The sequence below is a fragment of the Thermodesulfitimonas sp. genome, assembly GCF_052743955.1.
The window spans coordinates 1-5,060 of the sequence record NZ_JBRAIN010000025.1 but is presented as its reverse complement, the minus strand read 5'-3'; the positions used below and the strand labels follow the sequence as shown (position 1 = coordinate 5,060).

4 protein-coding genes are annotated in these 5,060 nt (G+C 56.6%); all 4 read left to right on the top strand.

The features are described 5' to 3' along the window. Nucleotides 1-272: 272 nt before the first annotated feature. Nucleotides 273-719: a 50S ribosomal protein L9 gene (gene rplI, locus ACUVTA_RS03330; RefSeq protein WP_445951564.1), complete on the top strand. Its 447-nt coding sequence runs from the start codon at nt 273-275 to the stop codon at nt 717-719. A 13-nt stretch (nt 720-732) separates the two neighbouring features. Beyond that, the gene (gene dnaB, locus ACUVTA_RS03325) at nt 733-2,070 is read left to right on the top strand and encodes a replicative DNA helicase (protein WP_445951563.1); all 1,338 of its coding nucleotides are present in this window, start codon (nt 733-735) and stop codon (nt 2,068-2,070) included. 149 nt (nt 2,071-2,219) lie between these two features. Then, nucleotides 2,220-3,605 carry an NAD(P)/FAD-dependent oxidoreductase gene (locus ACUVTA_RS03320; RefSeq protein ID WP_445951584.1) on the top strand — a complete coding sequence of 462 codons (1,386 nt, stop codon included), beginning with the start codon at nt 2,220-2,222 and terminating at the stop codon, nt 3,603-3,605. A gap of 3 nt (nt 3,606-3,608) precedes the next feature. After that, entirely contained in the window at nt 3,609-4,892 is a 1,284-nt protein-coding gene (locus ACUVTA_RS03315) for an adenylosuccinate synthase (protein ID WP_445951562.1), read from the top strand. Nucleotides 4,893-5,060: the final 168 nt, after the last annotated feature.

The window sequence follows — 5,060 nt, the reverse complement described above, 5'->3', positions numbered from 1 at the left end:
CATTATGGCGCTGCTTCCCTTTGTAAGCGAGTAGATAGGAATTACCCCTTCGGTGTAGATAGGAATTACCCCTTCGGTGGTGACAAAAGCCTGCCGTCCGAATGCCGGTGCGGCGGGCTTAATTTTTTCGCGGGGACCGCCCAGCACTCAGGTAGTCTGAGTGCTGGGGAGCGCATACGGGACAGCAGGATTTTAACGCGCCGCGTAGAACCTTATAGCACCTACAAGTTGGCGGCTTTCCGGGCGCCGGACCTTTGCAGGAGGTAATTATAGTGCAGGTGGTTCTTTTAAAAGATGTTCCCTCCCTTGGTAAGGCGGGCGAAGTGGTATCGGTGGCGGAAGGTTACGCCCGCAACTACCTGATCCCGCGGAAACTGGCAGAACCCGTTTCGCCGGGAAAGCTTGAAGAGCTAAAGCGGGTTCGCCAACAGCGGGAAAAAAAACAGGAAGAGATGCAACGGCGGGCGGAAAGGGTAGCTGTTACGCTGAAAGACCGGACGATTCCGGTGCGGGCGAAAGTAGGCGAAGGAGGGCGCCTTTTTGGTGCCGTTACCGCTAAGGATATCGCCGTGGCGCTGGAGCGGGAATGCGGGATTGCCATCGACAAGAAGCAGATTGCGCTTCCGGTACCGCTTAAAGAGCTGGGTACCTACCCGGTAACCGTAAAGCTTGCGCCGGGTATTAGCGTTACTGTGCGGGTGGCGGTGCGGCCGGAATAAGAGGTGAGCGATAATGGCCACGGAGTCCCTCGAACGGCAGCCGCCCCAGAACATAGATGCAGAGCAGGCCGTCCTGGGGGCTATTTTCTTAGACCCGGAAATAATTCACCGCGTTATCGACCTCGTTAGGCCTGGCGATTTTTACCAGGAACCACACCGGCTCATTTACGAAGCGATGCTGGCGCTTAATGACGCCGGGGCACCGATCGATATCATTACCGTTACCGAGGAACTCAAGCGTAGCGGCAACCTTGACCGGGTAGGTGGGGCCAGCTACGTAGTGGCCCTGGCCGATGCTGTTCCTGCAGCGGCACATGTGGAACATTACGCGCGACTGGTGGCGGAAAAAGCTCTCTTACGGACGCTTATCCAGGCGGCGACCCGTATCCGGGATATGGGCTACGAGTACGGGTCTGACCCGCGCCAACTCCTGGGCGAAGCGGAACGGATGATCATGGAACTCGCCCAGGAGCGGGGTGGTTCGACCTTTACCCCCCTGGCGCAGATATTGGATCAGGCCTTACGCCATATTGAAGCGGTTTACCAGGCGCGGGGTGAAATGCTTGGTCTGCCAACAGGGTTCGTCGACGTAGACCGTTTGCTTAGCGGCCTCTGGCCCCAAGACCTGATCATCCTGGCGGCGCGGCCGAGCATGGGAAAAACCTCGCTGGCGCTTTCTATCGCCCTGAATGTGGCCAAGCGCGGGGTTCCGGTTGGCTTTTTTAGCCTTGAAATGTCTAAAGAACAACTCGTCCAGCGGCTCCTTACCGCAGAGGCGAAAGTAGACTACCGGCGTGTGCGGACGGCGGACCTGGAAGAGGAAGACTGGCAAAAGCTGAGTGAAGCGGCGGCACGGATCGCACAGGCGGCGATATTTATCGATGATACGCCAGGCCTTAGCGTGCGCGAGATGCGCGCTAGGGCAAAACGGCTTAAAGCCGAGCACGGCCTCTCACTTCTGATCATAGACTATCTCCAGCTGATGCAATCGCACCGGCGGGTGGAAAACCGTCAACAGGAGATTGCGGATATTTCCCGGTCTCTTAAAGGGTTGGCCAAGGAACTCAATATCCCGGTGCTCGCTCTCTCCCAGCTTAGCCGGGCGGTTGAGCAGCGACAGGATAAGAAGCCTGTGATGTCTGACCTCCGGGAATCGGGGGCGCTAGAACAGGATGCTGACGTGATCATGTTCATCTACCGGGAAGAATACTACCGTCCGGAGACGGAAAAGAAGGGGATTGCAGAGATTATTGTGGCCAAACAACGTAACGGCCCCGTCGGAACGGTAGAGCTGGCTTTCTTGCGGGAATTCACCTGCTTCGTTAACCTCGCGCGGGATCTAGATCTATAAAGGAGTGGTTAGAGGAGCTGTCGGTTGGTACCGGCATACCGGAGCAGCTTTTGGCGGAGAAGTTGACAGGCGGCGCGGTTTTTAATATACTCTTCGAGGTTTAAGCCTCGGTTTTAACGGCGTAAGGGGGAAGAGGTCTTACGGAAAAGATCTACGATGTTATTATCGTCGGTGCTGGTCCGGCGGGAATTTTTACCGCCCTTGAACTGGTGAAGAAACGGCCGGATTTAAAGGTGGTTATACTTGATAAAGGCAAAGATCTAAAGGAACGCCTTTGCCTGGCCAAAGCAAATGGTGGGGTTTGCCGTCACTGTAGCCCTTGCGCAACTCTTTCCGGATGGGGAGGGGCGGGGGCCTTTAGCGACGGTAAGCTTACGCTTTCACCAGAGGTAGGGGGCTATCTAGGGGAATATATCGGGCAAGACCGCCTGGAAGAGCTTATAACCTATGTAGACGAGATCTACCGGGATTTCGGCGCGCCAGCAGCGGTTTATGGCTCTACCGACGACGACGAATATGCGGATCTCGTACGGCGTGCGGTCTTTGCCGGGTTCAGGATTGTTCCGGTACCGATTAGACACCTGGGTACCGGACGTTGCGCCGAGGTATTGCGGCGGATGGAAGAATATCTCGCGCCGCAGGTCGAGATTCGCATGAACTGTCCGGCTACGGCGATTTTGGCCGAAAAAGGTTGCGTGTACGGAGTGAAAGTGGCAGATGGTACGTTGCTGCGCGGACGGGTAGTGGTTGTGGCTCCCGGGCGGGAGGGTGCTGCCTGGCTCCGCCAGGAGGCAAAGCGGTTGCGGTTGGAGATGGCGGTGAACCCGGTTGATATCGGCGTGCGGGTTGAGGTCCCGGCAGCGGTCCTCGAGCCACTAACCAATCGCTTTTACGAGGTTAAAGCGATCTACTATTCTAAAACTTTCGAGGATAAAGTCCGCACTTTCTGCATGAATCCGGGCGGGGAAGTGGTTATGGAGAATAACGACGGTGTGGTTACGGTGAATGGCCATACCCACGCCTACCGGAAAACTGCCAACACTAACTTCGCGGTACTGGTTAGTAAAACCTTTACTGAGCCTTTCAAGGAGCCGATTGCTTACGGGCGCCACATTGCTAGCCTGGCAAACCTACTTGGTAACAGTGTAATCGTGCAGCGGTTGGGGGATCTTTGTGCTGGGCGGCGGACGAACCCAGAACGGCTAGCCAAGGGTCTGGTCCGGCCCACCCTGAAAGAGGCAACGCCGGGGGATCTAAGTTTAGTCCTTCCCTACCGGCATCTAGTAGGAATCGTCGAGATGCTTCAGGCTTTCGATAAAGTAGTGCCCGGTGTGTATGCGCGAGACACCCTCCTTTACGGCGCGGAGGTTAAATTTTACTCCTCGCGCCTGAGCCTTGGTCCGGGCCTTGAAACACGGGTAAAAAACCTTTTTGCGGCGGGTGACGGAGCTGGCGTAACGCGGGGGCTGGTGCAGGCCTCCGCTTCAGGAGTGGTGGTGGCACGCGAAATCTTGAACCGGCTTGGGGGTAGGTAGACTTTGCCTGTAGTAGCTTTGGTGGGAGCCCAGTGGGGTGACGAAGGAAAGGGTAAGGTTACGGATTTTCTGGCGGCGCAGGCGGATATCATCGTGCGGTACCAGGGCGGCAATAACGCAGGACATACGGTAGTAGTGGGGGAGGAAGAGTTCCGTCTCCACCTTCTACCCTCCGGGATCCTCTATCCTGAAAAAACCTGCATTATTGGTAACGGTGTGGTAATCGACCCGGCAGTGCTAATCGGTGAGATCGAGGAACTAAGGCGGCGCGGGGTAAAGATGGCACGCCTGCTCATTAGTGAGCGAGCGCACGTTATCCTACCCTACCACCGGATGTTAGACGCTGCGCAAGAAGTATGGAAAGGGAACGGGCGTATCGGCACCACCGGGCGAGGCATCGGGCCAGCCTATATGGATAAGATGGCGCGTACGGGTTTGCGGATGATTGACCTTATTAACCCCGAGATTCTCCGGTGCCGGCTCGAGGAGAATATTGCCCTGAAGAACGCTCTCTTTGAGCGGGTGTACGGTACGGAGACGGTTTCCTTTGCGGCGCTTTACGAGACCTACCGGGATTACGCCGCGTTTCTGCGGGAGTACGTGGTCGATACCGGCGTGATATTGCACGAGGCGATTAGCGCGGGCCGAAAGGTTCTCTTCGAAGGAGCGCAGGGAACCCTACTCGATATCGACCACGGGACTTATCCTTACGTTACCTCTTCGAATCCCACGGCTGGAGGTGTCTGTACCGGCGCCGGGATCGGACCGCGCGTGATCAACTGCGTTATCGGGATTGCTAAAGCTTATACAACGCGGGTAGGAGAAGGCCCCTTCCCAACGGAGCTTAAAGACCGGCTGGGAGAGGAAATCCGTACCCGGGGCCGCGAGTTTGGTACAACTACGGGGCGGCCACGCCGGTGTGGCTGGTTTGACGCGGTGATCGCCCGTTACGCGGTACGGGTGAACGGGCTAGATTACCTTTGTCTTACAAAGCTCGACGTCCTCACGGGCATCCCGGTACTTAAGATCTGCCGGGCTTACCGCTACCGGGGCGAAGAGATTACCAATTTTCCGGCTAGCCTGGACGTCCTAACCGCGTGCGAGCCGGTCTACGAAGAGCTGCCAGGATGGGACGAAGATATCTCAGGAGCGCGGCGGCTTGCGGATCTTCCGGTGAACGCTCGCCGGTATATCGAACGGATTGAAGCCCTAGCGAGGGTACCGGTAGCACTTATCGGAGTGGGAGTCCGTCGGGAAGAAACGATTATCTGTAGTAGTGTTTTTTAAAGTTTTAGGCGTGGGAAAGGCGCTAGCTACCGTATCTACGCGAAAAAATCTGCCGCCGGGTTGACAAACAGCATGCGCTCCGGGTAAAATAAAAGCTGCTGTAGCAGTTTGGAGTGGCCCCATGGTCAAGTGGACTAAGACACCGGTCTTTCAAGCCGGTAACCCGGG

Bases quoted from the DNA above. Each gene is read 5' to 3' on its own strand.
- dnaB (WP_445951563.1), top strand. From the start codon at position 733: ATGGCCACGGAGTCCCTCGAACGGCAGCCGCCCCAGAACATAGATGCA.